Source organism: Rhizobium sp. K102, from assembly GCF_022385315.1.
Classification (GTDB): Bacteria; Pseudomonadota; Alphaproteobacteria; order Rhizobiales; family Rhizobiaceae; genus Rhizobium; species Rhizobium croatiense.
The window spans coordinates 3,048,099-3,073,232 of sequence record NZ_CP092436.1; the positions used below are offsets into that span (position 1 = coordinate 3,048,099).

Annotated in this window: 20 protein-coding genes, 1 tRNA gene and 2 pseudogenes; 13 read left to right on the forward strand and 10 right to left on the reverse strand. The window is 62.2% G+C overall.

Going from position 1 to position 25,134, the window contains the following annotated elements; all coding sequences use genetic code 11:
• Positions 1–190: 190 nt before the first annotated feature.
• The 6 genes from MHI61_RS21075 to MHI61_RS21100 all read right to left on the reverse strand — a co-directional run bounded on the left by MHI61_RS21075 (position 191) and on the right by MHI61_RS21100 (position 6,261).
• Entirely contained in the window at positions 191–1,342 is a 1,152-nt protein-coding gene (locus MHI61_RS21075) for an AAA family ATPase (protein WP_239790377.1), read from the reverse strand.
• Positions 1,339–2,238 (reverse strand): toprim domain-containing protein, encoded by a 900-nt coding sequence (locus MHI61_RS21080; protein ID WP_239790378.1) that lies wholly within the window; start codon positions 2,236–2,238, stop codon positions 1,339–1,341. Before MHI61_RS21080 ends, MHI61_RS21075 begins: the two co-directional genes overlap by 4 nt.
• Positions 2,235–3,554 carry a hypothetical protein gene (locus MHI61_RS21085; RefSeq protein ID WP_239790379.1) on the reverse strand — a complete coding sequence of 440 codons (1,320 nt, stop codon included), beginning with the start codon at positions 3,552–3,554 and terminating at the stop codon, positions 2,235–2,237. Before MHI61_RS21085 ends, MHI61_RS21080 begins: the two co-directional genes overlap by 4 nt.
• Positions 3,544–4,167 (reverse strand): hypothetical protein, encoded by a 624-nt coding sequence (locus MHI61_RS21090; protein WP_239790380.1) that lies wholly within the window; start codon positions 4,165–4,167, stop codon positions 3,544–3,546. Before MHI61_RS21090 ends, MHI61_RS21085 begins: the two co-directional genes overlap by 11 nt.
• 310 nt (positions 4,168–4,477) lie before the next feature.
• Positions 4,478–4,726: a DNA-binding protein gene (locus MHI61_RS21095; RefSeq protein WP_239790381.1), complete on the reverse strand. Its 249-nt coding sequence runs from the start codon at positions 4,724–4,726 to the stop codon at positions 4,478–4,480.
• A gap of 251 nt (positions 4,727–4,977) precedes the next feature.
• Positions 4,978–6,261 (reverse strand): site-specific integrase, encoded by a 1,284-nt coding sequence (locus MHI61_RS21100; RefSeq protein WP_239790382.1) that lies wholly within the window; start codon positions 6,259–6,261, stop codon positions 4,978–4,980.
• Positions 6,262–6,437: 176 nt separating this feature from the next.
• Between MHI61_RS21100 and MHI61_RS21105 the strand changes: the two genes are divergently transcribed.
• From MHI61_RS21105 to MHI61_RS21120, 4 genes are all read left to right on the forward strand, one after another.
• Positions 6,438–6,506: transfer RNA gene (locus MHI61_RS21105), tRNA-Ser, on the forward strand.
• 141 nt (positions 6,507–6,647) lie between these two features.
• Positions 6,648–7,460 (forward strand): hypothetical protein, encoded by an 813-nt coding sequence (locus MHI61_RS21110; RefSeq protein ID WP_222144788.1) that lies wholly within the window; start codon positions 6,648–6,650, stop codon positions 7,458–7,460.
• A 227-nt stretch (positions 7,461–7,687) separates the two neighbouring features.
• Positions 7,688–8,050, forward strand: coding sequence for a hypothetical protein (locus MHI61_RS21115; RefSeq protein ID WP_239790383.1), 363 nt, complete (start codon positions 7,688–7,690; stop codon positions 8,048–8,050).
• A 228-nt stretch (positions 8,051–8,278) separates the two neighbouring features.
• Positions 8,279–9,769: an MDR family MFS transporter gene (locus MHI61_RS21120; protein WP_239790384.1), complete on the forward strand. Its 1,491-nt coding sequence runs from the start codon at positions 8,279–8,281 to the stop codon at positions 9,767–9,769.
• Positions 9,770–9,781: 12 nt separating this feature from the next.
• Here the strand turns inward: MHI61_RS21120 and MHI61_RS21125 are convergent.
• Positions 9,782–11,742 (reverse strand): annotated as a pseudogene (locus tag MHI61_RS21125) (ABC transporter ATP-binding protein/permease).
• 483 nt (positions 11,743–12,225) lie between these two features.
• Positions 12,226–13,126, reverse strand: a pseudogene (locus tag MHI61_RS21130) (GntR family transcriptional regulator).
• Between the two features lie 265 nt (positions 13,127–13,391).
• Between MHI61_RS21130 and MHI61_RS21135 the strand changes: the two are divergent.
• From MHI61_RS21135 to MHI61_RS21165, 7 genes are all read left to right on the forward strand, one after another.
• Positions 13,392–14,894, forward strand: a complete 1,503-nt coding sequence (locus tag MHI61_RS21135; protein WP_239790385.1) for an altronate dehydratase family protein — start codon at positions 13,392–13,394, stop codon at positions 14,892–14,894.
• Positions 14,895–14,934: 40 nt separating this feature from the next.
• On the forward strand, positions 14,935–15,954 hold the full coding sequence (locus MHI61_RS21140) for an aldo/keto reductase (RefSeq protein ID WP_239790386.1): 1,020 nt from the start codon (positions 14,935–14,937) through the stop codon (positions 15,952–15,954).
• 10 nt (positions 15,955–15,964) lie between these two features.
• Positions 15,965–16,411: an RbsD/FucU domain-containing protein gene (locus MHI61_RS21145; RefSeq protein ID WP_239790387.1), complete on the forward strand. Its 447-nt coding sequence runs from the start codon at positions 15,965–15,967 to the stop codon at positions 16,409–16,411.
• A gap of 208 nt (positions 16,412–16,619) precedes the next feature.
• The gene (locus MHI61_RS21150; RefSeq protein ID WP_239790388.1) at positions 16,620–17,609 is read left to right on the forward strand and encodes an ABC transporter substrate-binding protein; all 990 of its coding nucleotides are present in this window, start codon (positions 16,620–16,622) and stop codon (positions 17,607–17,609) included.
• Positions 17,610–17,726: 117 nt separating this feature from the next.
• Positions 17,727–19,280, forward strand: a complete 1,554-nt coding sequence (locus MHI61_RS21155) for a sugar ABC transporter ATP-binding protein (protein ID WP_239790389.1) — start codon at positions 17,727–17,729, stop codon at positions 19,278–19,280.
• Between the two features lie 27 nt (positions 19,281–19,307).
• Positions 19,308–20,282 carry an ABC transporter permease gene (locus MHI61_RS21160; RefSeq protein ID WP_239790390.1) on the forward strand — a complete coding sequence of 325 codons (975 nt, stop codon included), beginning with the start codon at positions 19,308–19,310 and terminating at the stop codon, positions 20,280–20,282.
• 222 nt (positions 20,283–20,504) lie between these two features.
• Positions 20,505–21,524, forward strand: coding sequence for a zinc-binding alcohol dehydrogenase family protein (locus MHI61_RS21165; RefSeq protein WP_239790391.1), 1,020 nt, complete (start codon positions 20,505–20,507; stop codon positions 21,522–21,524).
• Between the two features lie 316 nt (positions 21,525–21,840).
• Here the strand turns inward: MHI61_RS21165 and MHI61_RS21170 are convergent, their stop codons facing one another.
• Together MHI61_RS21170 and MHI61_RS21175 are read right to left on the reverse strand one after the other, a co-directional pair.
• Positions 21,841–22,566, reverse strand: coding sequence for a copper homeostasis protein CutC (locus MHI61_RS21170; RefSeq protein WP_239790392.1), 726 nt, complete (start codon positions 22,564–22,566; stop codon positions 21,841–21,843).
• Entirely contained in the window at positions 22,563–23,792 is a 1,230-nt protein-coding gene (locus MHI61_RS21175; RefSeq protein ID WP_239790393.1) for a LysR family transcriptional regulator, read from the reverse strand. The genes MHI61_RS21170 and MHI61_RS21175 overlap by 4 nt, the downstream gene beginning before the upstream one ends.
• Between MHI61_RS21175 and MHI61_RS21180 the strand changes: the two genes are divergently transcribed.
• The gene (locus tag MHI61_RS21180) at positions 23,760–24,026 is read left to right on the forward strand and encodes an acetyltransferase (RefSeq protein ID WP_239790394.1); all 267 of its coding nucleotides are present in this window, start codon (positions 23,760–23,762) and stop codon (positions 24,024–24,026) included. The two genes, MHI61_RS21175 and MHI61_RS21180, sit on opposite strands and share 33 nt — an antisense overlap.
• A 186-nt stretch (positions 24,027–24,212) precedes the next feature.
• Positions 24,213–25,121, forward strand: coding sequence for an ABC transporter substrate-binding protein (locus MHI61_RS21185; RefSeq protein WP_010027117.1), 909 nt, complete (start codon positions 24,213–24,215; stop codon positions 25,119–25,121).
• Positions 25,122–25,134 lie beyond the last annotated feature (13 nt).

The following is a 25,134-nucleotide window of genomic DNA, read 5'->3' on the forward strand; positions in this document are numbered from 1 at the left end:
AAGGGAACCATCCGTGGCCATGCCGCCCCTCGTTCTGCCACGCCTGAACGTATCCACACTCTCCGATAAGCGGCGGGTCACGGTGTTCCACACTCTCCCTCTATAGAGGGAGAGAAGAGTGTGGTGGACACCTACCCGCGTGGCGGTCGTCCGTGAAAATGAAGACTGTGGAAGAGTGTGGAAGCCCATTTCATCCAGCCCTAAAGAACTTCGTATCTCGTCCGGTGCGGCCGTCTTTGCGCTCGACGATGCTGATCTGGTCGCTGCGCATCCACGCTGAGATGATTGAACACACCTTCCGCCTTCCGGCCTTCTGCGTTGCCGTGAGATCGCGAAGCAGCTTTCCCCTACCGATATCGACGTCGATGATCTCAGCGATGAGGTAGCCGCCCCAATCACTGGCACGGTGGTCATAGCGGAACTCGCTATTCCGAAACGCGGTGCGGACCTGTTCGAGATGCTGGACGGTAACACCATCGAACGGCCGTTCCTCCTCGGCGCGCACGAAGCGACCATCTTCCCAGCGGAGCGGGATTGCCTCACTTAGCTTCGAGTAGTTGGATTTCTTCGGCGTTAGATAGCGCGCGTCGGGATCGATTTCTTGTTCGTCATCGCCACCGTTCGAGTTGCGCTTGGTGGTCAGATAAAGCCGCGACCTCATGGCATTATTCCAGCCGGTAGAGCCGGACATGCCTGAGCCGTTGCTCATCCCCGATAAAGAGGGATGCGCCAAAAGCAGCACGTGCATTTCGAAATCAATTGCCAGCCCTCGCAGGAGACCGATGCAGGCAATCGCGGCGTTGCGGTTTATCTCGTTGACCTGGAACAGGTTGGCAAGCGGGTCGAGGATCAGAAGCGTTGGCCGCACCCTCTCACATGCCTTACGGAGCCGGGAGAACGTCTCGGTTGGCTTTGCGCGTCCCTTCTCCTCGGTCGCCAGCACCACGTCATGACCAGCGCAATGGAGGAACGCCAGGGTCTCGTCCAGGCTGTGCAGGTCGATCCCTTCTCCTTCGCAGATGCCGGCGAGCCGGATGTGCACCTCATCGCGGTCATCTTCGGCGCTCAGGAATAGGACCCGTCCATGACGCAGAATATCGAAGCCGAGCCATTGCAGGTCGGCGGAGGCTGTCGCGACCGCAAGCTGCAAGGCTAGCAAAGTCTTTCCGACGCCGCCGTCGCCGCTCAATCCCGTAACGCTACGCATCGGGAAGAAGGAGCCGCTGTCGAGAAACTCCCTGGCAGGAACCGCATCTCCGAATGCCGAAACGAATTCCGGTTCGAGCGGATCGTGCACCTCTTCGGCTTCGCGTTCGAGATCGATGATGGTGCGGTGGTTCATGACTGACCACCTCCACGGAACCATTGATCCCAATCTTTGTGTCCCGGCGGCGGCTGGAGGATACGGGCTTCGCGGCCGGCATCATGCCAGCGGGCGGCGGCGGCAAGCGCCGCATTGCGGCCGGGCTCGTCACGGTCGGCGAAAACCGTCAAGGCATCCATCCAGGGCAAAAGCGGGAAGGTCCGCATCGTTGCCGTACCGCAGGTCACCCAGATCGGCCGCCAGCCGCTCGCGGCAAGCGCAAGCCCTTTCTCAACGCCTTCTGTAATCCCAACTCCGCCGAGGCTTATGTCCGCGAAGAGCTTAACCACCTGCCCGCTCGATGGCCCGAGCGCCAGCTTGCGCCGGTCACCGTCATAGTGATCGAGGCGGATGCGAAAAATCGCGGTCGGCTCGACCTGAAGGCTGGGATCATTTTCGATTGGCGAGAAACGGGCGATCAACGCCGGCACGCGCTCGCCGCTGAACGGGCAATGTGGATGATACCGAAAGACCGGCAGCTGATCGTCGGACAGCGGCGGCAAGCCCCTGTGGCGGAGGTAGGCGGAGACCGGCGGCGCTCGCGGGTCCTCTGCTTCGCGCCAGAGGCGACGCACAAGCGCGATGCGGAATGCTTCGTCATGGCCATCGGATGGCCGCTTTGAGACTCGGAAAGCCGGCGCAGTTTTCCGCCCCTTTCCCGGTTCCCACGCGGGCAGGCCGAGGCGTGCGCGCACGTCGTCCATGCACAGCGCCCAATCGTCTCCGGCAAACGAATAGATGCGGAGCTTGCCGTCGGGGTCTAGCCAGACCGAAAGGGACCGATCTTTTGGCGAATGGCCGGGGCCGGCACAGAGTACAAAGCCGTTGCGACCGAGTTCGCCACCCAGCCGCTTCGCAAGATCGTGAAGGCTCATTTGGGGCCTCCCCGTCCTTGCCAACGGCGGTAGGCGTCGATCTGGTCTAGATAGGGGCGGCGGCTATCGAACAGAGGCTCATCAGGAGGCGAAGCAGGGCGCGGCTGCGGCATGTCCTCTGGGTCGAAGGCTGGGATGCTAGCTTGCAGCTCTTCCGCTATCTGCGGCCAAAGTTCTCGCGTCTCCTCCTCCAGCGCCTCGGCTCCGGCGTTAAAGGATGCCTTCAACTCGTCATAGCGACGCTGAATTTCGGCGATGTCGTAATTCTTCAGGACCTTCTCTTCGACCCGCTGTATCTCCCGCCGATGACGCCAGCTCACGTCAAAAACGCGGGAGGAAAGGGTCGTGTCGATGTAGCGGCAGACCTCGTTTTCAACGATCCTTGCCAGTTCGCCGGGGTGCAGCGCCTCCAGCGCGTCCAGCTCGGTCGCGCCTTCACCGAACCGCTTCTCGAACTTCGCCGCCCGGCGTTCGGTCTTCTTCAATGGTGTGCGGGGGAGCCGGTATTGTTCACATTGCTCGGGCGTCAAAACGACGGGGTCTAGCGTCACGTCCAGGTCGAGGTCTGCTTCGCGAATCCAGAATTCAATCTTTCTTGCAAGGGCGACCGGCATGGAGCGACCACCGGGGTCGAAGTCCGATACGTAGAGAATTCGCATCGGCCTGCCATCTGAGATAGCTCGCTCCACCGCTTGCCGCGCCAATATCTCCGATGTCTCGCCGGTGCCGGAAACGAGGTTGAATTCGAGCCGCCGTGCCAACGGGTCGAGGATATCGTTCTGCGTGGATTTCTCGACCCAAATCTCCACAAGGTAGGGCTGAGCGACAGTGAGATCGCCACCAAGGATACACGGCGGCCAAACCTCATTGGTTGGGGTGTGATAGGTCAAGTCCGCCTGGTATCCACCGGCTACACGCACCCAAGGCTGTTGAGTTCCAGAATTGGACGCATTGATAATCGGCGGATCATTCCGGTGATCGGCGAGCGCTCCGTCCGGGATAAGGCGCAGGTAGCGCGCCGACAGCGAAGCCGAAAGGAGGGTCTTCCAGTCATTTTCAGTGTTGAGATAATGCGCACCATTTGGTTTCAGGACCGGCTGCTGCTGAGAGATGATGCTGTAATGCAGTCGTCGCAGATGGCTCCCAACCTGAAAGCTCAAGGACTGCCACAAGCTTGCGAACCACTCCGCCTCCGCCGCACGACTCGGCCGCTGGACGTAGAACGGATCGTTGTCGGGACTGAGGGCAATCAGGTCTTCACGGCGGCAGCCGATTTCATCAGCTAGTGCTCCGATGGTCGCATATTCAATCCGCATGGCCGGAAACCTCCAGCCCGCGCCGGCGGCACTCGGCTATCAGCGCTTCGGTCGTGGCCGTCGAAAGCATTCGGTCGACCATGGAGCCGCCCCTTGGCGCAGGTTCGGCTTGCTGGACCGTCATCGTGGCAACGGTGCCGTGCCGGGTGGTGTATGTCCGCTCAGTGAGGAAATCCCCGGTTAGCTCAGATCTCACCTTGCCGACGGTCTTGTGATCGACCGCGCATCGCTTGCCGATCTCCCGGTCGGACCACTTCGACCACTCCGGGTCCCGCAGCATCGCGAGCACCGAGCGCCGCTTGTCCGCACCGGTGCGCCTGAGACCGTGGTTCGCGTTGGCACCGACGGCTAGGAGCATTGCCTCGCGCTTGCCGCCGTCACGAACCTCGGCATTGATTGTTTCTCTGCCGAGGGTCCTGCTTGCCTCGATCCGATGGAAGCCGTCGCCGGGCCAGTATCCTTCCCCATCGAAGAACAGGATCACAGGCGGGAACTCCGCCCCGGCGTCCATTGCCTCGGCGTAATCAGCGACGACGGCCGGATCGATCCCCGCCTCGCGCATCTGTAAATCGGGGTCGCGGCTTATCCAGGAGAGGTCGATTTTCTCGGTCATTGCCGCCTTCCCTCGTCGCTCATGGCGACTATCTCGGCGGCACCGGAGAGTCGCGGCCGATCGCAGCCAGATGGCAGGCGGGCAAAATCGCGAAGGACAGAGCCTACCGACTCGCCCCGTTCGACGGCTCGAAGCGCTTCCAAAACTGGGCGAGCGCCGCAATTCGCCAAATGGCGGGCAAGATCGAGTGCGGATTGAATTTCAAATTGGGTGAGAGTAGGCTTCTCCATGTCCAACCGCTGCTTTGGTAAGACAGTTGAGTGGGGGCCGCGCGCTACAGCAACGTGCGGCCTTCGCCGTGTTTGTTGCTTCATGAGTCACCCGGCGCTCTCTTGAGCTGCGGCGGCACGTGCTTCGACGGTTCTGCCTGCGCGCGCCGGTACTCGGTCTTCGCCCGGCGATCAGCCTCATCAAGCTCGTCCTCGGCGAAATATTTGCGGTTGGCGAACAACGCCGGTTCTGGAATGCGACCGGCCCTGATCCACCTCCAGATCGTCATGTCGGAGACGCCGCCGTAGCGCTCCCTGAGTTGCGGCTGGGTCAGATATCGCTTCCCCATGAGCGTGCCTCCTTTGTCGTTTGGAGCTTCTTCGGCTTGGCACTCCCAGGCGACCTCAAGGCCGCTACCGAACCAAATCAACTACCATCAAACGACAACATCGGCGCTCAATGCAAACAGTATTTACATCCAATAAGATTATTTACCTGCAAGTAAAACTTGCGGTATACAGTGAGCGCCTCACTTTTTGACAAGCAAAACTTGCGCGTACGACTCACCAACATGCCTGATCACAAGCGAATTAAGCGATTCTATTCGCCGGTCTCCCGCAAGGTAAACTTGCCGAACGAAATGACGTTCGAACCCGGTTCGACGGCGATAATCGTCTTGATATGCCTTTCCCACAGGATCAGGGCTTCGCGCTTTTCCTTTTCATAGCGTGCATGATTGTAGGTCGCGGCAATGCCGACGCGGGCGTGATTGAGGATCGCCTCCACCGTGTGCGGTGCAACACCAAGGTCACCTAGCCGCGTGGCAAGGGTGCGCCTCAGATCATGTAACGTGAAAGGCTCCAGCTTCACTTCCTCGGGATCATCACCCCTTTCCCTGGCCTCGTCCCGGGCGATCTCCATGATTTTCTCGTCGAGACGTCGCTTGCCCCGTGAATATCCTGAAATGCTGGTGTTGCCGTTGGTCGAAAGGATAAAATCTCCCCCGCCCTGGATGCTAGGCAGGTTGTTCAAAATGGAGAGGGTCGTCGGTGCTAAAGCGACCTGTTGCTCATTGCCGTTCTTCGCCCTTCCCGCTGGGATCGTCCAGAATGGCTCCGTGCCGGTCAAATCGAATTCCGACCAGCTTGCGGCGGCGACCTCCTCGCGGCGCTGCCCAGTTAGCATGAGCAGTTGCACCATTGGGCCAAACGGCCAGCCGATTGCCTCGGCACCCTTCCAGACCAGCCGCAACTCGGTATCGGATAGCACGCGCTTGCGCTTGACCAGCGGGGCCGGAACTGGAACGCCGACACAGGGCGAGGCGTCCAGCCAGCCGGTGCCGACCGCCCAATTAAAGAACTTGCGCGTGAGCGCTAGCAGGCGTACCGCCGCCTGAGGTCGGCCGCTTTCGACAACGTCGTCCAGCATGGTGACGATATCTCGCCTTCGGATCGCCGCAACGTGCTTCCCCTTCCAACGTGGTATCAGTTCCTTGTCGATGTAGCGCTGTTGCGCCTGTGCCGTGCTGTCGCGGTTCTTGCGCTTGACGTGCCGCTTCACAAATTGGGCGAGCACGTTCTCAATCAGATTGTCGTCGGAGAGCAACTCTTTCTTCTCGGCGCGCGGATCACGACCTTCGTCATAGGCGCGCATAATCCGGCCGGCCTCTTTTCGGGCATCTTTGAGCGGCCAGGCCCCCACAGGGCCTATCGTATACTTCGGCTTGCCCCGGTGTCGCAGCGCCCAGCTCTTAGCCCCGCCCGGAAGCGGTTGCACGATCAAATAGAACCCCCTCAGGGAGGGGTCGGGGATTTCCTGTCGCTTATCGGTTGCCGCGACGGCCTCAACCCATTTCGCCGTGAATGCTGACTTCGCCTTCCCCATTTTTGGACCCCTTAATTTTTCTATCCCGGAACCGGAACCGCCCGGCGGGGGAAACTCCGGGGAAAATTATAGAGGCGATTGCCAGTGTTAGCTAATGTTAAATTCTTATATGCTAACGCATTGCATCTGATCCACTATTTGCCCTTTTCTACTAAGACCGCGTTAGGCGATGTCAGGCCGATTTTTGGGCTGTCACGTTATTCGTAATGATGGGGTCACGTGTTCGAGTCACGTAAGCGGCACCATTTTTCTCAATATGTGAAATTTTCTCGTGGGGCATTTGTTGGGTCGATTTACCGGCGCGGCCGGGCGTGCGACCTTATTACTGCCAATGGCGTGAACTAGCCCATGAATGCGCTGCCGGTTCACGGAGACGCGAGAGCCATATGACAATTGATGCTCAAACATTTTTAGCTCGCCACTTCGTAGCGATAAGCGTCAATTCTCGACTGAAGGGTGATACGGGGCCTGACCGCTTTTTTGCAGCTTCGGGGCTGTTAATACGCATCGGGGATATATCCGGCATCCTTACGGCCGGGCACGTGGTCGAATATCTCGATGAGGCGGTGAATCACTCGGATATCGACGGTCTCGGTTGTCAGTTACTTGACACGTTTGGCGAGACGAAGCTTAGCGACTACGGCGTCCCTTATGATCTCAAGGATTCGCCCCGCCTCCATTTTCACAATGATGAGCAAGGCTTGGACTTCGGTGTCCTGTTCCTTCATGAACACCAGGCCCGATTGATCGAGAAGCATAATATCGTTCCGCTCACATACGAAGCCTCGCTTAACGAGCCGGCTGATCTCGATGTCTTCTTTTTGCTGGGTCTCCCCGCCGAACTGACGTCGGAACGAGTTTCGCCCTCGGGGAACGCCACGGTCGGTATGACCATGTTAAGACTGAAGAAATTCGAATCGGAAGAGCAGACCACGCTTTTTCCCCGGTTTATGGCAAAGATCGATAGTCACACCGACTTGGAGAGCCTGCAGGGTATGAGCGGCGGACCTATTTTCGGCTTCAACACCGAGCGGCCGAACAAATACTGGATAGTGGCGATTCAGTCCTCGTGGAAGAAATCAGAGCGCAAGATCTTCGGTTGCCCGGTAGGGCACATCTACGACATTTTGAACCATCTACACGATCAGGCTACCGAGGAACTCGCCCGCAAAGGTGAGCATGAGCAAAGCTCATTTTGACAGGAAGCCGTCAGCGAAGGCTTCTAGCGCCTCGTCCAGCGTCCCTGCCTCACCGACCAGATTCCCCCGAGGCGAATCAATGACGCCAGGTGCGGGAAATCCGGCGTAGCTGCTATTGCTGGCGGTCAGTTAGCATCTTCCAAGGCAGCCGAGAACCCGCAATTCCGGCAGGAACCTGCCGCTCCCGAACTGGTTCTCCCCTTGAGACAACAAGCATGGAGAACATCATGTCCTGCAAACTCATCGCCATATCGCTTCTTTCCATCGGTCTCGCCGGCTCGACGCTGGCGCAGACGGCAGAGGGTGCGAATTCCAGTGGGCGGCTTTCGGTGGCGCCTGTTATTGGCGGCTCGGGGAGCTCGGGAACGGGTTCGGCCGGTACCGGATCCGTCGGCACGGGGTCGGCCGGCAGCGGCTCTGTCGGCACCGATCCCGGTACGACCGGCAGCACCAGCACCAACGGCTCTGGCGGCGTCGATCTCAATCGCGATCGCAGCACGATCAATCCCGGCGGCGTCAATCCGGACCTTCAGCAGGTGCCGGGCTGCACGGCCGGTACCAACTCACTCAGCGAGGCATGCCAGCAGTGAGGAGGGGCGAGCGTCCGCCTTCCGATAGAATGAGGGCCTGGCCGCGATCGCGCCGGGCCTTCATTTCGGCTGACGTCGCGCAAAAACGATGGCTGCCGCGAGAATTGCTTTACCGACTGGCTTTCAGGTCGTAGAACGACTGCATCCCTCCGCACATGGCGCATCGCCCCACATCTCAGCCAGCCTGCCGTTATTCCGGCGTCCGCGGAGCACCCGAAGAGGATCGTCATGTCGAATGCAGCGCACCGCTCGAACCGCGTGCTTGTCGTCGCGACCATCATGGTCGCAACATTCATGGTCGCCATCGAGGCGACGATCGTGGCGACCGCGATGCCGCGCATCGTCGGCCAGCTCGGCGGATTTTCCTATTACAGCTGGGTGTTTTCGGCCTTTCTGCTGGCGCAGTCGACAACAACAGTCATCTACGGCAAGCTTTCGGATATGTTCGGGCGCAAGCCGGTGCTGATCGGCGGCATTATCATCTTCCTCGCCGGCTCGGCGCTCTGCGGCTTTGCCTGGTCGATGATGTCGCTGGTGCTGTTCCGGCTGCTGCAGGGGCTGGGTGCGGGCGCCATCCAGCCGGTGACGATGACGATCATCGGCGATCTCTTCAAGCTCGAGGAGCGCGGCCGGGTGCAAGGCGCGATGGCGACCGTCTGGGCGACGTCCGCCGTCGTCGGGCCGCTTGTCGGCGGCATCATCGTCGACAATATCTCCTGGGCCTGGATCTTCTGGATCAACCTGCCGATCGGCATTGTCTCGATCGTCGCCTTCATGGTCTTCCTGAAGGAGGACGTTGCGCACAAGCAGGCAAGGATCGATTATCTCGGGTCGGTGCTGTTTTCGGTCTCGATCGTCGCCCTGCTCGTCATGCTGACGGAAACCGATGCGGGCGCTTCAATCCTGCTGTCGCTTTTCGCCGTCTTCGTCGTCGCGGGGCTGCTCTTCCTCGCCCAGGAGAAGCGGGCGCCGGAGCCGATCATTTCGATCGCCCTCTGGAGCCGCCGGCTGATCGCCACCAGCAATGCGGCGACGCTGCTTGCCGGCATGGCGCTGATCGGGCTTTCCACCATCCTGCCGATCTATGTGCAGGGCGTGCTCGGCCGCTCGCCGATCGTTGCCGGCTTCACGCTGACCATGCTGATCGTCGGCTGGCCCTTGGCCGTCATTCTCTCCGGCCGCTTCTACAAGGCCTTCGGCATTCGCCGGACGCTGCGCGTCGGCAGCCTGATGTTTCCGTTCGGCGCCTGTTTCCTGCTGTTCCTGACGCCGGAAAGCTCGCCGGTTCTGGCCGGCGCCGGCTCCTTCTTCATGGGCTTCGGCATGGGCCTGATCAGCCTGACCAGCATCGTGCTGGTGCAGGACAGCGTCGAATGGTCGATGCGCGGCAGCGCCACCGCCTCGATCATCTTCGCCCGCAGCCTCGGCAATACGCTCGGCGCCACCGTGCTCGGCGCCATCCTCAACGCCGGCATCAACCACCATGCGAGCGGCGAGACGGCGGCGGCCCTGCACAATGCGCTGAACCAGCCGACCGGGCTCTCGGCGCTCGCCGCCGATCCGGCGATCCGCGGCGTCTTCAATGCGGCCCTGCACTGGAGCTTCTGGGGCGTGGTCGTCGTCGCGGTGCTGACCTTCTTCACCACCTGGCTAATCCCGGTCGGTCATGGCCGCAGACGCGAAGAGCCGGCGGTGGCCAGCCAAGCGGCCTCGCATTAACCGCTGCGATCGTCACGGCAGCGCCGAGCGGCGGCTGTCGAGAACACGCAGGATCAGGTTGCGCCTTCCCTTGCGCGGGCCAAGATCGATATCGCTGACGAGCTTCGCGCCGCCCTCGCGCCGTTCCAGGGTGATCTTGCGGCTATGGAAGGCTTCGAGCTCGGCGCGATGGGCGACGCTGATGATGGTCACCGTCGGCATTTCGTCGATCACCATCTCCATCATCCTGTCCTGGCTCTTTTCATCGAGCGCCGAGGTGGCTTCGTCGAGCACGATGATATCGGGATTGTGCAGCAGCAGCCGGGCAAAGGCGAGCCGCTGCTTTTCGCCGCCGGACAGGATCTGATCCCATGGCGCCTCTTCCTCGAGCTTTTCGTTGAGATAGTCCAACCCCACCTTGGTAAACGCCGCGGTGATCTCCTCCGGCGTCCAGCTGTCGGCGGCGCGGGGATAGGCGACGGCGCGGCGAAGCGTGCCGGACGGGATATAGGGCCGCTGCGGCAACATGAACAAGCGCCGGTCGGCGTGGAAATCGACGCTGCCGTGGCCCCACGGCCAGAGACCGGCGATGGCGCGCACCAGCGTGCTCTTGCCCGAGCCGGATTCTCCGGCCACCAGCACCCGCTCGCCCGGCACGATCTCGACATGGGTCTCCTTGACCACGGCGGTGCCGTCGTCGAGCGACACGGAGAGATCGTTCAGATTGAGGATCGCATTGCCTTGGGTTTCGCTGTGCTTTATGCGTCTCAGGGCATCGTTCTGTTCGGCGCGCTCGAGGCCGTCGAGCGACGTCATCAGCGAGGCGATGCGCCGCGCACAGGCGTTCCAGTCGGCAAGACGCGGGTAGTTGTCGACCAGCCAGCCGAAGGCGTGCTGAACGATGGCGAAGGCGGAAGCCGCCTGCATGACCTCGCCGAGCGTCATGCCGCCGGCAAGAAACTTCGGCGCGCAGAGCAGGAGCGGCACGACGGGCGCAATCAGCATCGACCCGTGCGACACGAAGGTCGTGCGCATGTGCTGGCGCGCAAGCAGCGCCCATTGCCTGAGCACGTTGGAAAACGTCTTGTCGAGATCGCTGCGCTCCTCCTCCTCGCCGCCGAGCAAGGCGATGCTCTCGCCATTTTCGCGCACACGGGTCAGCGTGTAGCGGAGCTCGGCCTCCACCTGGTTCTTGACCTCGGAGACCTTTACGAAGTGACGGCCGATGATCGCGATCACGGTTGACGTGATCACGGCATAGATAACCGCAGTGACGACGAGAAAGCCGGGAATGGTGATAGTCGCCCCTGCGACCGGCAGCTCGAGCGCTCCGCCGATCGTCCACAGCACGACGATGAAGGTCGAGGCCGACAGGAATGCGGCAATGACGCCGGCGATGAAATCCACCGGCGCTTCGGTGGCAATGCGCAAATCCTCCGAGATGCGCGCCTCGGGATTCTTGTGATCGCCGCCGATCAGGTTCAGCTGATAATAACGGCCATTGGCGAGCCAGCGCGCGATCACCGCCGCCGTCAGCCAGGAGCGCCAGCGGCGCTGGATCATCATGCGCACGAAGACTTGGGCGGTGACAAGGGCGACGCTTCCGAGCACGAGCGGCACGAAGACGGCGCTCAGATAATAGACGGTGGCCGCATCGTGCCGCTCGATGGCGTCGAAGATCCCGCGGTTCCAGCGATTGATCCCATATTGGAAACCGACATTCATGCAGATCATCACCAGCAGGCCGATCGAACACGGCCAGGCAAGCCTGTCGCCACTGCTGCCCCAGAAATGGCGGGCGCTGATCCAGAAACGTTTCAGCAAATATCGCTTGCGCGCCTGCTCGGCCTCCTCGGGCGTGAGCTCCGGACTGGGTTCGATGGGATCTGGCGGCGGCGCGGCCTCGACAGTCGATGCCTCCTCGGGCGCGACTTCTCGGCACCGTGCTCCTCGGTGCCGTCGACCGATTTCGGGTTGAGTTTAGCGTCGGTCATAAGCCAGACAACGGCTTACAATTCGAAAGGTTTCATGAGGCCGATGCCGGACGCGGCATCGCAGGTCTCAAGGGGACGAGGCGCAGCAGCCGCACGGGCGTCGGCCATGCGTATCGCGGATGTTTTTTCAACGGCGTGGAGCAGCAGTCGGAGCAACCCGGAGTTTTGCCGACATAGCGTGATGGATTTATAAATGTGCAAAACCAACGGACGATTCACGGCCTGGGGAGGTCAGCCGTCGTTGGTGTTGTGCCGTGTAGCCCCCTCATCCGACCCTTCGGGCCACCTTCTCCCCGCTGGGGAGAAGAGGGGAGAATGCCGCATTGCCATCGACTCCATTTGACGGAGTGCTTTTAGGCAGGCGGTTCGTTTGGGCAGTGTCGGCAAAGCCTGCTCCCTCTTCTCCCCAGCGGGGAGAAGGTGCCCGAAGGGTCGGATGAGGGGGCTGCAGGCACGACTTTTGTCGCCCTTCTCTTACGCCCTTCACGCGCTTTCCGTCGCGATCTGCGGCAGGGATTGCAGCAGGGTCTGGCGGGCGGAGCGCAGGTGAACGCGGCAGGCTTTTTCGATCGCCGCCTGATTTCCGGATTCGAGTGCCGCGATATAATCCAGATGTTCGTGGATAGCGCGCTCATTGCGCTCGCGGGCGGCCGTCTTGTTCCACTGGTAGTGATAGTGAAAGACGATGGCGATCGCATCGTAGAAATCGGCGATGAAGCGGTTCTTCGAGGCGCGGTGGATCAAGAGGTGGAAACGCTCGTCGAGGACGGAGAAATCCTTGAAGCGCTGGTTGATGTCGGCGAGCATGGCGTGGTGTTCGTCGCGGATGGCGGCAAGATCGGTCCAGGCCTGGTTGTCGCGGGGAAGCCGGCCGAATTCGGCGGCCGAATGCAGCTCGAACATCTCGCGCACATCGGCGAGTTCGAGCGCGAATTCGCGGGTGAAGCCTTTCAGCGTCCAGTGGCTGTTCGGCCGCTTCTCGATAAGGCCGAAGCGGGAGAAGCGGATCAGGAATTCGCGCACGCTTGTGGTGCCGGTGCCGATCTCGCGGGCAAGCTCCAATTCATTGATCTGCATGCCGGGCGCGGCATCATCGGCAAGGATGCGCTGCATGAAGCTGCGCTCTATGATGTCGTGCAGCGAGTTCGGTCTCTTCGGAGGGAAAGAGATCACGGTCGGTCGGCTGGCGCAGCACGATCTTCTGGCGCTTGTTCCAGCGGATGATGCCTTCCTCGCTCAGGCGCGTCAGGATGGCACGCGCCGTGGAGCGGCTGACGCCGAGCTGGGCGGCGATCTCCGGCTCGGACGGGAGTGCGGTATCCGTGCGCAGGGCCGCGGCATACCTGTTATAGGCTTCCTTGAAGACCGTGTTCTGCCTTGCCATCTGACCCCCGCTTTCCGCCCGCGTGTCGCAACCGCCGTCCCTGCCCTCAAGCAGGACGGGATCGGGCCGGGGCTTGTCCAAACGACCTTTAGCTTATTTCCGGCCGCCTGCGGCGCATCGCCTCCCTCGTCCACAGGATCAATATTCCCGTTGACTCGTAAATGTTTATTGTAGATAAAAAACAAAATCAATGTGCATTTGCCGTGCGGCGGGCGCTCCCGAAAACAGCTCACACTTTTCGGCATCGTGCTCTAGGGAGAAGAGTTTGGACAAACAGCCTTGGATCATCCTGTCGGCCGGCGACAATGTCGCGGTCGCGACGGCCGCCATCGCGCCGGGTTCGACGGTTGCCGGTATCGTGGCCTCTCAGAAAATCGATCCCGGCCACAAGGTGGCGATCGCGGATATCCCGCTCGGGTCTCCTGTCGTGAAATACGGCCAGGCGATCGGCCGCACCACGGCCGAGGTCAAGGCCGGCGACCATGTGCACAGCCACAATCTGCATTTCGAAAACGACCGGCTTGCCGCTACCGCCAATTCGGCGCCCGAAGCAGCGACCAGCGAAGACAAGGCGCGCACCTTCATGGGCTATCGCCGGGCCGACGGGCGGGCAGCGACGCGCAACTACATCGGCATCATCGCCAGCGTGAACTGTTCCACCACGGTCTGCCGGGCGATCGCCGACGAGGCGAACCGGACGATCCTGCCGCATTATGACGGCATCGACGGATTCGTGCCGATCGTGCACGACCAGGGCTGCGGCATGAGCTCGACCGGCGACGGCATGAACGTGCTGCACCGGACGCTCGCCGGCTATACCAGGCATGTGAATTTCGGCGGCGTGCTGATGATCGGCCTCGGCTGCGAGGTCAACCAGCTGACGCTGTACGGCCAGAGTGGTGCGGGCGCCTCGAAGCGGCATTTCAACATCCAGGACGCCGGCGGCTCGCGCCGGGCGGTCGAGCGCGCCATGGGCGTGCTGCGCGAAATCGCCGCCGATGTCGGCCGCGAAAAACGCGTGCCGATCCTGATCGGCGAGATCATCATCGGCCTGCAATGCGGCGGCTCGGACGGCTTTTCCGGCATCACCGCCAATCCGGCGCTCGGCGTGGCGGCCGATCTGCTGGCGGCGGCCGGCGGCACGGCGATCCTGTCGGAAACCTCGGAAATCTATGGTGCGGAACATCTGCTGCGCAGCCGCGCCGTCAGCGACGACGTGGCGAAAAAACTCGACGAGAAGATCGCCTGGTGGGAGAATTATGTGGCGCTGCACGGCGCCTCGCTCGACAACAATCCCTCGCCCGGCAATAAGCGCGGCGGCCTGACCACCATCCTGGAAAAATCGCTCGGCGCCGTCGCCAAGGGCGGGCGCTCGCCGCTGACGGCGGTCTATGGTTATGCCGAGCGGGTCACCGCCCCCGGCCTCGTCTTCATGGACACACCCGGCTACGACCCGGTCTCGGCGACCGGCCAGGTGGCCGGCGGGGCGAATATGATCGCCTTCACCACCGGCCGCGGCAGCTGCTTCGGCTGCCGGCCGGCGCCGTCGCTGAAGCTCTCCAGCAATTCGGCGCTCTATGCGGCGATGGAAGAAGACATGGACATCGATTGCGGCACGATCGCCACCGGCGATGCGACGATCAGCGGCAAGGGCCGCGAGATCTTCGACCTGATCATCGATACGGCCTCCGGCAAAAGGACGAAGAGCGAACTCTTCGGCTACGGCGACAATGAATTCGTGCCCTGGCATCTCGGCGCAACGCTCTGATCTGAAATAGAAAATCCCGAAAGCTTGGCGAGGAGGCGTGATGAAGACGAGACGGATCGGCAGGACCAAGCTCGAAGTGACCGAAATCAGCTATGGGGCGGCGCCCTTGGGCGGTCTCTACCGGGCCTGCCCGCGCGAGCAGGCGATGGAAACCCTGCAGGCAGCCTGGGACAGCGGCATCCGCTATTTCGATGTCGCCCCCTGGTACGGGCTCGGCCTTGCGGAACGGCGGGTCGGCGATTTCCTGCGCGATCAGCCGGATCAGTCCTACGTGCTCTCCACCAAGGTCGGCCGGCTGCTGCGGCCGGTGCCGACGGGAACGGTGCCGGATTATAGCTATGTCGACCCGCTCTCCTTCGATGCCGATTACGACTATTCCTATGACGGCATCATGCGCTCGGTCGAGTTCAGCTATGCACGCCTCGGCCTCAACCGCATCGACATTCTCTATGTGCACGATATCGGCGTCTATACGCATGGTGCGGCAAAGAACGCGGTCTACCAGAAGCAGCTGCTCGATTCCGGCGTGAAGGCGCTGGAAGAGCTGAAATCTTCCGGCGCGATCTCCGCCTTCGGCCTCGGCGTCAACGAAGTGCCCGTCTGCCTCGACGTGATGCGCCATGCCGATCTCGACTGCATCCTGCTTGCCGGCCGCTATACGCTGCTCGACCGTTCGGCGGTCGCCGAATTGCTGCCGCTCTGCCGGCAGAAGGGCACCTCGCTCGTGATCGGCGGCGTCTTCAATTCCGGTATTCTCGCCACCGGCCCTGTGCCCGGCTCGCATTTCGACTATATGCCTGCAAGCGAGGACGTGCTTGCCAAGGTCGGCGCCATGGAGGCGATCGCCAAGCGTCATGGGGCGCCGCTGGCGGCTGCCGCCATGCAGTTTCCGCTGCGCGATCCGATCGTCGCCTCGGTGCTGATCGGCACGGCGAAGCCTTCGAGCCTGACACGCAACATGGAGACCGTCGAGCCGCCGCTGCCCGATAGCATCTACGGCGAATTTGAACCCTATACGCTGGTCGCGCCGCCACTCGGCGCCGATGCGGTGAGAGTCTGAAGGAGACGCCATGCTCAAGGGTATTCATCCGCTGCTCAGTCCCGACCTGCTCCATGCGCTGAAGACCATGGGCCATGGCGACGATATCGTTATAGCGGACGCCAATTTTCCCTCGGGCTCGATGGGCCCGCCGGTCATCCGCGCCGACGGCGTCAGCGCCACTGACATGGCCGAGGCCATCCTGACCCATATGCCGCTCGACACGTTCGTGCCGGAGACCGCATGGCGGATGGAGGTGGTCGGCGATCCCCGGGCCGTGCCCGAGGTCTGCGCCGAGTTCCAAGAGATCGTCTCCAGGCGCGCCGGGGATTTTTCCATCGTGCCGGTGGAGCGCTTCGCCTTCTATGCGATGGCCCGCGAGGCCGCCTATATCGTCGCGACGACGGAATTCCGGCTGTATGGCAACCTGATTCTGAAAAAGGGCGTCGTGCATCCGCACGAGGTCGATCTCGCCTGACACCTATTTTAGGTTATGGTTGTATTGAAATGAAATCAGCTATTTGTAGGGAGTTTACGGAAGCAAAAAAGCCCGATTGACGCACTTGCAATTTGCTTGCGCCTCGGCTAGCTTCTCCCTGCAAATGTTTTTTATCGATAAAAACCATCCGCCAGCGTTCAGCGGTCCGGTTTATTGGAGGAGAACGCATCCTGAGAGGAGAACCCTTATGAGCATCGTGAAATCCCTTCTGTCCCGCCGCGCCTTTACCGCGCTGGCAGGCGCCGCCGTCATCGCCACGGCGATGCCGGTCACGTCCTTTGCCGCCGATGTGACGATCCCGATCATCGTCAAGGACACGACATCCTTCTATTGGCAGATCGTTCTGGCCGGCGCCCGCAAGGCCGGCAAGGATCTCAGCGTCAACGTGCCGGAACTCGGCGCCCAGGCCGAATCCGACATCAACGGCCAGATCAGCATTCTTGAGAACGCCGTTGCCGGCAAGCCGGCCGCCATCGTCATCTCGCCGACGGAATTCAAGGCGCTCGGCAAGCCGATCGATGAAGCCGCCAAGTCGGTTCCGATCATCGGCATCGACTCAGGTGCCGACTCCAAGGCGTTCAAGTCGTTCCTGACGACCGACAACGTCCAGGGCGGCCGCATCGCCGCCGATGGTCTTGCCGCCGCCATCAAGGAGATGACCGGCAAGGAGGAAGGCGATATCGTCATCCTCACCAATCTTCCCGGCGTCGGCTCGCTGGAACAGCGCCGCGAAGGCTTCCTGGATCAGATCAAGACCAAGTATCCCGGCCTGAAGGTCATCGCCGACAAGTACGGCGACGGCCAGGCAACGACCGGCCTCAACATGATGACCGACCTGATCACAGCCAATCCGAACCTCGTCGGTGTCTTCGCCTCGAACCTCATCCTGGCGCAGGGCGTTGGCCAGGCGATCGCCGAAAACAAGCTCGGCGACAAGATCAAGGTCATCGGCTTCGACAGCGACGACAAGACGGTCGGCTTCCTCAAGGATGGCGCGATCGCCGGCCTCGTCGTTCAGGACCCCTATCGCATGGGCTATGACGGCATCAAGACCGCGCTTGCCGTCTCCAAGGGCGAAAAGGTTCCGGAAAATGTCGATACCGGCGCCAACCTCGTCACCAAGGCGAACATGGCCGATCCGAAGATCGACGCGCTCCTGAACCCGAAGATCAAGTAAGACGACAAGCGGCCGCGCCGGCTCAAAAACCGGCGCGGCCTTTTCTATCCAGGTTATCAGGGGCCATGGTATGGTTCAGCAGGGATGGAGCAGACGCGACAAGAGGAGGAGAGGTCCATGATCGGACTGGAAGAGGTCAGTCATCGCCACGATGACAGCGCCACGCTGAAAGAAGCCAATCGAATCCCCACGGGGTCGCCTATCCTCGAACTCAAAGGCCTGCAGAAGAACTACGGTCATGTGCAGGCGCTGAAGCCGGCGACGCTGACCTTTCTCGCCGGTGAAATCCACGCCATCGTCGGCGAAAACGGCGCCGGCAAATCCACCCTCATCAAATTGCTCACCGGCGTCATCACCCGCACGGCCGGCGAGGTGCTGTGGTGCGGCCATCCCGTCGGGCTGTCGACGCCGAACGAGGCGATTGCCCGCGGCATCAACGCCGTGCACCAGGAAGTCGTGCTCTGCCCGCACCTGACGGTCGCCGCCAACCTCTTCCTCGGCGACGAGGTCAACCGCTACGGCCTGATGCGCAAGAAGCAGATGGAGAAGATGGCGCAGGCCGTGCTCGACGATCTCGGCTTCGGCCTGCCGGCGGGCGCGCTCCTGAGCTCGCTGACGATCGGCCAGCAGCAGCTGGTGGCGACGGCGCGGGCGGCGATGCGCGGCACGCAGTTCCTGATCTTCGACGAACCCACGGCCTATCTGACGCGCCAGGAGTCGGCGCAGCTCTTCAAGCTGATCCGCCGGCTGCAGGGCGAAGGCGTTACCATCGTCTATATCAGCCACCGCATGGAGGAAGTGTTCGAACTCGCCGACCGTGTCTCGGTGCTGCGCGACGGCACGCATGTCGGCACGCGGCTGATCGGCGAGACGAACGATGCCGAGCTGATCGCTTTGATGATCAACCGCTCGATCGAGCAGATCTACCACAAGGAAGAGATCGGCTTCGGCGAGACGATCGTCGAGGTCAAGGGTCTTTCGGGTCCGGGTTTCGAGGACGTGTCGCTCAGCGTCAAAGCCGGACAGATCGTCGGACTCTACGGGCTGATCGGCGCCGGCCGCAGCGAATTTGCGCTCGGGCTCTACGGTCGCCAGCCGATCAGCTCCGGTGAAATCCACTGGATGGGCAAACGTGTCGATATCCGCAACGAACGCACGGCGATGGAGCTCGGCATTGCATTGGCGCCGGAAAGCCGTCGCGACCAGGGGCTTTGCCTCAACCTGCCGATCGGCCTCAACATCAACCTGCCGGTCTTCGGGCGCCTCAGCCAAGGGCCGGTGATCAGTCATGCGCGCGAATCGGCCAATGCCGACAGGCAGATCCGCGATCTCAGCATCAAGACGCCGAGCCGGCGCGTGCCGGCCTCGAGCATGTCCGGCGGCAATCAGCAGAAGATCGTCATCGGCAAGTGGCTGAGCCACGGCGCAAGGCTGTTCATCTTCGACGAGCCGACCGTCGGCGTCGACGTCGGCACCAAAGCGGAAATCTACCGGCTGTTTGCCAAGCTTCTGAAGGAAGGGGCCGGCATCATCCTGATTTCCTCCTACCTGCCCGAAGTCTACGAACTGGCCGACCGGCTGTACGTCTTCCGCGGCGGTCGGCTCGTCGCCAGCCATGATTTCCACGCGGCGACCCATGAACAAGTGCTCAGCGAAGCGATCGGCGTCTGAGCCAGAAGAATAAGAGGGAGAAAATTCATGACTGCCACCCCCACCGAAATCGTCGCGCCGCCGCCACGCCGGAAAATGAACATCCTGTTCGGCCTGACCCTGATCGGGCTGCTGATCTTCCTCTGGATCGTGCTCGGCTTCGTCACCCCCAGCTTCTGGACGCCGCTCAACATCTCCAACCTGCTGCGTCAAGGCGCGATGACGGCCATCCTGGCGCTCGGCCAGACCTTCGTCATCATCACCGCCGGCATCGACCTGTCAGTCGGCGCGATCGTCGGCTTCTGCACCGTCATCATCGCCTGGCTGTTGCAGGCGGGCGTGCCGCTCTGGGCAGCGATCCTGCTGACGCTCGCCATGGGCGTCGCGATCGGCGCCTTCCACGGCTTCGGCATCGTCCATATGGGCCTGCCGCCCTTCATCATCACGCTGGCGACCCTGACGTCGCTGCGCGGCATCGGCCTGCTGATCACCAACGGTTCGACGATCAGCATCACCGACGAAAGCTTCAGCAATTTCGCCCGCGCCGATTTCCTCGGCATCCCAAGCCTGTTCTGGATGGTTATCCTGGTGGCGGTACCCTCCTTCGTCTTCCTGCATCTGAGCCGCTGGGGCCGCTATCTGTTCGCCGTCGGCTCGAATGCCGAAGCGGCGCGCCTTTCCGGCGTCAACGTCAAGGGCATGATCTATCTTGCCTATATTCTCTCGGCCGGCTTCGCCGCTTTCGTCGGCGTGCTGCTCGCCTCGCGCATCGCCATCGGCAATGCGACTCAGGCCGACGGCTGGGAGCTGCAGGCGATCGCCTCCTCGGTCATCGGCGGCACCAGCCTGTTCGGTGCGGTCGGCTCGGTGCACGGCCCGCTGATCGGCGCCTTCATCCTCGCCACCATCAACAACGGCGCCAACCTTCTGAACGTCAACTCCTTCTGGCAGCGCATCATCACCGGTCTGCTGATCATCGTGATCGTCTTCTTCGACCAGCTGCGCCGCCGCAAGAGCAGTTGAGAGGCGAGCAGGAGAGCGCCCCTCATCCGGCTGCCGCCACCTTCTCCCCGCTCGCGGGGAGAAGGGCAAACGCCGCCAACCTCTCCGTGCCCATTGACGTCGCGCAGGGCAAGTCCCCTCGCCCCGTTTACGGGAGAGGGTTAGGGTGAGGGGCAGCTACCCACACGAACAGAACAGCAGCGGTATGACACAGAGTAAAAAACGAAGAATGCGAGACCCGTCATGAAAGCAGTTGTTTGCCGGGAGCCCGGCGTGCTCGAGGTCGTCGAACGGCCATCACCCGCCGCACCGGCGCCCGGCTGGGTGCGGCTTGCCGTCAGCCATGTCGGCATCTGCGGCACGGATTATCATATCTTCGAGGGCAAACACCCTTTCCTCGAATATCCCCGGGTGATGGGACATGAAATCTCCGCGACGGTGCTCGAAGCCGGCGACGGCGTGGATTTGACGGCCGGCACGCCGGTCATCGTCAATCCCTACCTCTCATGCGGCCAATGCATCGCCTGCCGCCAGGGCAAGCCGAACTGCTGCACCAACATCAAGGTGCTCGGCGTCCATACGGACGGCGCCTTTTGCGAGGAGATCTCGGTTCCCGCAGGCAATCTCTATCCCGCCGAGGGGCTCAGCCTGGAGGCTGTGGCGACAGTCGAGTTCCTGGCGATCGGTGCCCATGCGGTGCGCCGCTCGCTGGCCGGCGCCGGCGCGCGGTCACTCGTCATCGGCGCCGGGCCGATCGGGCTCGGGACGGCGATCTTCTCGCGCATCGCCGGTCACGAGGTGACGCTACTTGATACCAGTGCCGAACGGCTGCAGATGGCGGCCGAACGCTTCGGCTTCACCTCCGGCATCGTCGCCAACGAAGGGACAGCCGAGGCCGTGCGGGAAAAAACCGATGGCGACGGTTTCGACGTGGTCTTCGACGCGACCGGTTACGGGCCGTCGATGGAGAAAGCCTTCTCCTTCGTCGCCCATGGCGGCGCGCTGGTGCTGGTCAGCGTCGTCAAGGACGATATCCGCTTCTCCGACCCGGAATTCCACAAGCGGGAAATGATGCTGATCGGCAGCCGCAACGCCACCCGCGCCGATTTCGAACATGTGGCGGCTTCGATCGCCAAGGGACTGGTGCCGGTGGATAAACTAATCACCCATCGCACGACGCTTGCCGATGCGCCGCGCGATCTCGCCCTCTGGGCGCACGAGAAGAGCGGGCTGATCAAAGCAGTGATCCGGGTTGGGGGCTAGGATACAACGCCTAAGATGCGCGTGGAGTGCTCGGCGTGGATACTCGGGTCAAGCCCGAGTATGACGGAGAGTGGGGAAACCTATGCGGCAAGAGGCGGGACGTTCGGAGGAATTCCAGCAAATGCGGGGCGGTTTTGTGTGCGGATCGCTTAAGCAAAGACGGTAATTCCAATAAAACCACACGCATTTGCGGTCCTTGCCGCACGCGCTCCCCCACACTCCGTCGTCCTCGGGCTTGACCCGAGGACCCATGCGGCAAGCACTGCAATCGCGTTTCAAAAGCGCAATATGGTTTCCGTCCGGAACTGCGAAACCGCTAACCCGCAGCCTCGATCGCACTGCACATCTCCCTGACCACCGCGACATCCGTCCTATTGCTGCTCTTCGCCTCGAAACCAAAGGCGACCGCACGTGGATCGACGCTGTCGACCGGCGAGCTGCAGGACCCATGCACCTCGCGGGCGCCGGTTGCCTGCAAGATCGCGCTGACATTGGTGGGGCGGATGCCGCTGCCGGGCATGATGGAAATGCGGCCGGCGGCCTTTGCCGACAGGCGTTTCAGGGTTTCGATGCCATCGGCGGCCTTCAGCGCGCAGCCCGAGGTCAGAATGCGTTCGCAGCCGAGCTCGACCGCCTGTTCCAACGCCTCTTCGGCATCCGGCACTAGATCGAAGGCCCGATGCAGCGTCGAGCCGAGGCCTGAAGCATGCGCCTTCAGGCGGTTGATCAACGGCATGTCGAGCCTGCCGTCCGGCCGGTTGGCGCCGATGACGACGCCGGCGAGGCCTGAGGCCCGCACGGCGTCGATATCGAGCAGCATCGCTTCCTCGTCGGTGCGGCCGAAGATGAAGGGACCGGCGTGCGGGCGGATCATCGCGTAAACGGGGATCGGCGCCCGGGCGGCGATCCGCATCAGGCTCGGCAGCGGCGTCAGGCCGCCGAGCGCCAGCGCCGAGCAGAGCTCGATGCGGCCGGCGCCGCCTTCGATCGCGGCGGCAAGGCCCTCGACGCTGTCGACGCAGACTTCCAGCAGGATCGTCATGCTGCGCTCTCCCTGACTGCGTCGGCTTTCGCGACGGCTTCCGACGTTATTCTTGCCGCCGCCGCGATGATGACGGCGCAAGCATCGGCGGCGGCTTTGCGGTGGTTGAAGGCGACGTGATAGGACATCGGCAGGTGCTCGTCGAGATCGACGATGCGCACCTTGCCGGCGATCGGCATGGCGCTGACGCGGCCGAGGAAGGAAACGTAACCGTGATTGGCGACGAGGTCGACGATCACGGGCAGCGAATCCGCCGCGGTGATATCGCGGCTGCGCAGGCGTCGGTCGGGAGCGCGCTCGGCGCTGAAGGCCATGGCCGCATGGCCAAGGCCAGTGCGCGGGCTCGGCATGCAGATCGCATGACGGGCGACGAGATCGGCGACCGTCGTTTCCGTGCTGTGCAGCGGCGCGATCACCACCATATCGGTCTGCAGCAGTTCACAATGGCGGAAGTCTTCCAGACCGAAGACCGAATCCAGGATCGCCACGTCGATGCGGCCGCTCTTCAGCGCCTCGCGCAGATCGTCGGCGGTCATCGAGATCAGCGAGATCGCATTGTTGCTGCGGCGCGCATTCCATTCGGAGACCAACAGCCCGAGGCAGCGCGCCACCCAGCTTTCCGATCCGGTCGGGATGATCGAGCCGATGCGCAGCGACCGGGCGGTGCGCCGGTAGCGTTCGTCGGCTGCCGATTTCAGATCGTTCCATGCCTGGCTGATCGCCATGAAAATCTGGTAGGCCCGCCTGCCCTCCTCCGTTAGAGTAGAGCCTTGTGCCTGCCGCTCGAACAGCCGACAGCCGAGAAATTTCTCAAGATTGGCAAGCTGGAGCGAAAGCTGCGGCTGACCGAGATGAAGGCGGCGGGCAGCGCGGTTGATGCTGCCCTGGTCGGCGACTTCCAGGAACCGTTCGATCGCGACGATCTTGACGGGAATGCGGGCGGCCCAGGCCTCGTCGATCCCGCCGGCGCCGACTTGGCCGGCGAATTGGCAGAGTTCGCCGATCGCGACCGTGATCGGCTCCAGGCCTTCGAGCACGCCGCCGCCTGCGATCAACGTCACCAGCTCGCCGGAAGCGCGTTCCGTCAGCTTCATCGCCAGTTCGGTCTCGGCATTGCGGATGGCCGCGGACACGGTGGAGGGTGACAACTGGAAGCGGCGCGCGGTCTCGCGGACCGAAGCCGAGGTCAGAACGTGGCCGATTATGAACAGGGCGCCGAGATGCAAAGGCTGGCTCCGGAAAGCGCTTTAAAAACCGGACGATATGATGTGTTCGCGAAAAAAGATATCCCTGCCTCGACAGAGCCGGGCTATCGTCGCCGTCGTAAAAATCCGGGCGGCGGTTATCCGCAGAAGAGCACCGGAAGCATCGCGGAAACACGCAAGGGAACAAAAACAAGTCGCGCCGACCCTGGAAAAGGGAATGGCTTTCCGCGCGCCGCGCCGCGTTCGCCGCCATAATCACGGGCGCGAACGCAAATACTGGAGGGGGCTTGCATCGATTTTTCGAGCGTGCACGCTATTTCCATGACGCACGCAATTCCGGCATGATGGCGGCCTTGGCGCCTTCGCCGGCGGATTTCCTGCGCATACGCCTCCTACCGGGGGGTTGCGCCACGTCAACGGTGTTAAAATAGGGGATATTCCATGCTGAAGAAACTCGCACTTGCCGTCTCGCTCTCCGCCTTTGCGGCGGGTGCGGTTCAGGCCGCAGACGTCGTCGTCTCGTCGAAAATCGACACGGAAGGCACGCTGCTCGGCAATGTCATCGCACTGGCGCTCGAAGCCAACGGCATCAAGACGCAGGACCGCATCGCGCTCGGCGCCACACCGGTCGTGCGCAAGGCGATCACCGCCGGCGAAATCGACATCTACCCGGAATATACCGGCAATGCCGGCTTCTTCTTCAACAAGGCCGATGACGCCGCCTGGAAGAACAACGATCAGGGTTATGAGCTGGCGAAGAAGCTCGACTACGACGCCAACAAGATCGTCTGGCTGACGCCGTCACCCGCCAACAACACCTGGGCGCTTGCCGTGCGCAACGATGTCGCCGAGCCGAACAAGCTGAAGACCATGTCCGATTTCGGCAAATGGGTTGCCGGCGGCGGCACCGCCAAGCTTGCCGCGTCTTCCGAATTCGTCAACTCGGCCGGCGCGCTTCCCGCCTTCCAGACGACCTACGGCTTCCAGCTGAAGCCTGACCAGATGGTCGTTCTCTCCGGCGGTGACACGGCGGCGACGATCAAGGCGGCCGCCGACCAGACGAACGGCGTCAACACCGCCATGGTCTACGGCACCGATGGCGCGATCGAAGCGGCCGAACTGACCGTTCTCGAAGACGACAAGGGCGTGCAGCAGGTCTATGCGCCGACCGCCATCATCCGCGAAGCGGTGTTGAAGGCCAATCCGAAGATCGAGGAAATCCTCTCGCCGATCTTCAAGAGCCTCAGCGCCGACGAGCTGCGCAAGCTCAACGCCAAGATCCAGGTCGACGGCGAGCCGGCAAAGTCCGTCGCCGAGGCCTATCTCAAGGAAAAAGGCTTCCTGAAGTAATCATCGCCCGCTC